This is a genomic window from Pseudomonas sp. P5_A2_2 (assembly GCF_054177685.1).
On sequence record NZ_JBGCUL010000403.1, the window covers coordinates 1 to 3,996 of the forward strand.

Genomic DNA, 3,996 nt, shown 5'->3' on the forward strand with positions numbered 1-3,996 from the left:
CATCATGATTGACCGCCTGACCAGCAATACGGTCGGCGCTGGACTCCTGCACTTTGCCTTGCGTCGCTCGCAGAACATCCACTGGCAGGCGATTGACGTTAACAAGCAGGCGCACGCCACCCTCAAGGGGCAGAAGCCTTGCGTACTCTGGTTCACAGGGCTGTCGGGTGCCGGCAAGTCCACGATCGCGAACCTCGTCGAGAAGAAACTGCATGCATTGGGCAAACATACCTATCTGCTTGATGGTGACAACGTGCGCCACGGTCTCAACAAGGATCTCGGTTTCTCCGAAGCCGACCGGGTCGAGAACATCAGGCGCGTAGGCGAAGTCGCCAAGCTGATGGTCGATGCGGGGCAAATCGTTCTGGTGTCCTTCATCTCTCCATTCCGTTCTGAACGCAGAATGTCGCGCGAGCTGGTGGAGCAGGGCGAGTTCTTCGAGGTGTTTGTCGACACGCCGATCAGCGTGGCTGAACAGAGGGATCCCAAAGGCCTCTACAAGAAGGCTCGCCGTGGCGAACTGACGAATTTCACCGGTATTGATTCCCCCTACGAGCCGCCGGAAAACCCGGAAATTCGCATCGACACCACCGCTTGCTCTCCCGAGGAAGCAGCCGAACTGATCGTCAGCCATCTTGTCGCTCGTGAGGCCCTATGAATCTCTACGTTGCATTCAATGGGGATGCCGATGGGTTGTGTGCGTTGCAACAACTGCGGCTTGCCGCGCCTGGCGAGTTCGCCAACGCGAGGCTGCTGACTGGTGTCAAACGCGACATTCAGTTACTGCGGCGTATCGAAGCGTGCGAGGGGGATGCCATCACCGCACTCGACATCTCCCTCGATCAGAATCGTACCGATCTGCTTCGCCTGCTTGAGGCGGGCGCTTCGGTGCGTTACTTCGATCATCATCACGCGGGGGAGATGCCTCGGCATGGGCGCTTCGAGCCCTATATCGACGAGGCTGCCGATGTCTGTACCAGCATCCTGGTCGACCGCTATCTTGGCGGTCGCCATCGTGCATGGGCGATTGCCGCGGCATACGGCGACAGCCTGCCTGAGGTGGGCTGCGCCATGGCCAAGGCGCAAGGCATAGATGCTGGAGCGGTCAGGACCCTGGAGCGGCTCGGCCTCTATCTCAACTACAACGCTTATGGCGAGACCATTGCCGATCTGCATTTCGATCCGGCCGAGCTGTCGACCCTGATGCAGCCGTTCGCCGATCCGCTGGAGTTCGTCACAGGCTCGGATGCCTACGCACGGCTGGCGGCAGGCTATGAGGAGGACATGGATCTGGCTCGCCGGCTTACGCCGACACGCCAGATACCCGGCGCGATGCTGCTGATGTTGCCTGACGCGCCATGGGCACGGCGGGCCATCGGAACCCTGGCCAACGAGCTCATGCAGGCACAGCCAGATCGCGCGCTCGGTATCCTGTCGCCTAAAAGGCAAGGTGGATTCACGGTAAGCGTGCGCACTCCCGGACATAGTCCGGTGGCTGCGGCTGACTTCTGCCGCACCTTTGACAGCGGCGGTGGCAGGAAACTGGCGGGAGGTATCAATCATCTGCCCGAATCGGAAGTCGATCGCTTTACGCGCGAGTTCGAAAGGAGCCTCTCCAGGTAGCAGCCATTACCTATGCAATGTTTACAGCTGCCTCATGAGGGCAAGCTGTAAACGTGGGTTGGAACCTGTTCGGGTACGTCAAAGCGGGAAAGAAGGGAGGCAGTTTCGGGCGACATGGGGCTCGCCAGCAGTGCCACCAGGCAGTCTTCGATGTTCTTGATGAACAACTCGGTGTCCATCACCAAGGTCTTCTTATCGCTCGCATCAAGCATGCGAGAGTGATCGGCGAGTCCATGGAGGAGCAATACTGCCGCCAAGTGCAGACGCTGCTGGGCCACGGACTCGGGCAGGTCCTGGAGGACCCCGAGCAGCGCCCGCCTCAACCGATCCACCTGACCCAGATTGAGCGTGGAAGCGCGCAGGTTCTGTACGGAGAGCGTATGCACCACCACCAGTTGGGCATCCAGACGGATAAAGTCCTTCCCACCGTTGGGATCGAACATCTTGTCGGCCACCGGATACATCAGCGCGCGGACCACGTCTCTCACCGAAGGATTACCTCGCCGCTCAAGTTCATCGAGCAACCCGTTGCGCCGAGCGGCAATACCAGGTTCATGCTTGTCGAGGATGGCCTGCAGCAAGCCATCCTTGCTGCCGAAGTGGTAATTCGTGGCGTTCTTGTTCCGCTGCCCGGCGGCTTTGTTGATGTCGCTTAACGACACCCCTTCGATACCGCGCTCGGCGAACAGGCGTTCGGCAATTGACACGAGCTTTGCTCGCGTGACGACGCTTTTAAGCGTCAAGCGTTCTATTTTCCTGACTTGCTGGGTCAWCACACCAATCTTTTGAGTCGACCAATGGTACGAAACGAGTCGCAGTTTAACATCGGCCATAGGGTGGATCGTACAAGTAAACTCACCGGCCGGCCGGCGCGCTTCGCAGGACGCAAAGTTACACGATCTGGCAGGTAGGCCCACCTCCTTTCAGACTATAGATCCGGGTGTTGCGCTCAATCGACGGCGGCACCTATTCTCGACCATCTCCAACACTAATAAATATAAAAGGATTGTCCATGCAGAGCCTCAGCCTCGAGACGTTCAGCGAGTTCGTCGGCAACCTCTATCAAGGACCGCTGGAGAACATCCCCTGGACGACCTTCCTCAACCGGCTCAATGTGTATCTGCAAAGCAAGTTCGTCACCTTCATCCTGCGCCCACCGAGTCAACACGACACTGGCCTGATGATCCACACCACGGGTTCCTCAGCCGAAACCACGGCCTCCTATAACCAGCACTTTTTCACCCTCGACCCTTTTGTCGACCTGCCCAACCGCCAAGTCGTCACCCTGGCCGAATTCGTCTCCGACGATGATTGGCAAAACTCCGAGTTCTGCAAGAATTTCCTCGAACCACAGGACGTGTTCCATGTCCTCGGCGCCGACATCAACACTGCCGACGGCGCTCAGTGCCGCATCCGCATCAGCCGCGGTCGAGACGACAGGGCCTTCAACAATGATGAAAAGGCCCTGTTGGCACAGTTCATTCCGCACCTGGAACGCTCGATCGAGATCCATATGCGCTTGAACCGCATCGAAACCGAGCGCAACCTCTATGCCGGCGCGGTAGATCAGATGGCGGTTGGCACGATCATTCTCGACGAAGCCGGCAAAGTGCTGCGGACCAACCAGGTGGCCGACCGCCTGATCCAGGAAAAAGACGGTATCAAGCTGGTCAACGATGGCCTGCAGATCGGCACCGCGCGGGACACCCAGGAGTTCCGCCGCCTGGTGAAACAGTCGCTGCTCTCGCAAAAAAGCAGCAACCCCTCGGTGGTCGAAGCCCTGCGCGTGCAAAGGCCTTCGGGCCGCGCGGACCTGGGCATCATCGTGCGCTCGGTACCGTTGTCAGACTGGAGCGAAGGCAAACAGTGCCCAGCGGTGGTGATCTTCATCAGCGACCCGGAACAGCAATCCTGTGCACCGCAAGAGATTGTCCGCGCCCTGTTCGACTTTACCCCGGCCGAAACCCAGCTGGCCATGCTGCTGGCCAACGGCCTGACCCTGGACGAAGCCTCCGAAGAACTGGGCATCAGCCGCAACACCTCACGGGCACACCTGCGCTCGACTTTCTCCAAGACCGGGGTGACCCGCCAGACCATGCTGGTGCGGTTGATCCTGCGCAGCGTAGCGACCCTCGGTTACTGCAAGTAGTCGCCACGTTGGATGCATCGGTGTCGGGGCCTGGCGAAAACGGTTGATTAACCATGAGCAACGCCGGCACCTCATCCTCGGCCGCCGCCAGTACGCGGTCTGGAGCGGCTCACCATCGATGAGGATTTAATCCTTGTCTTTTGGTTTGACAACCTTGAGTTGGCTGTCTGAGAGGCGGGTGGATTTCAGGCACAAAAAAAAGACGTCCGTGGACGTCTTTAGAT

At 59.0% G+C, this 3,996-nt stretch carries 4 protein-coding genes; 3 read left to right on the forward strand and 1 reads right to left on the reverse strand.

Annotated features, from left to right (window positions below; all coding sequences use genetic code 11):
• Nucleotides 1-658: adenylyl-sulfate kinase (gene cysC / locus ACXRVY_RS19270; RefSeq protein ID WP_458238001.1), on the forward strand; the 658-nt coding region annotated here is incomplete at its 5' end.
• Nucleotides 655-1,623 (forward strand): acetyltransferase, encoded by a 969-nt coding sequence (locus ACXRVY_RS19275; RefSeq protein ID WP_223458497.1) that lies wholly within the window; start codon nucleotides 655-657, stop codon nucleotides 1,621-1,623. The genes cysC and ACXRVY_RS19275, both read left to right, overlap by 4 nt.
• A gap of 32 nt (nucleotides 1,624-1,655) precedes the next feature.
• On the opposite strand, the gene ACXRVY_RS19280 is transcribed toward ACXRVY_RS19275, so the two are convergent.
• Entirely contained in the window at nucleotides 1,656-2,366 is a 711-nt protein-coding gene (locus ACXRVY_RS19280; protein ID WP_458238002.1) for a TetR/AcrR family transcriptional regulator, read from the reverse strand.
• A gap of 269 nt (nucleotides 2,367-2,635) precedes the next feature.
• On the opposite strand from ACXRVY_RS19280, the gene ACXRVY_RS19285 reads away from it, so the two are divergent.
• Nucleotides 2,636-3,772, forward strand: coding sequence for a helix-turn-helix transcriptional regulator (locus tag ACXRVY_RS19285; RefSeq protein ID WP_223458501.1), 1,137 nt, complete (start codon nucleotides 2,636-2,638; stop codon nucleotides 3,770-3,772).
• Nucleotides 3,773-3,996: the final 224 nt, after the last annotated feature.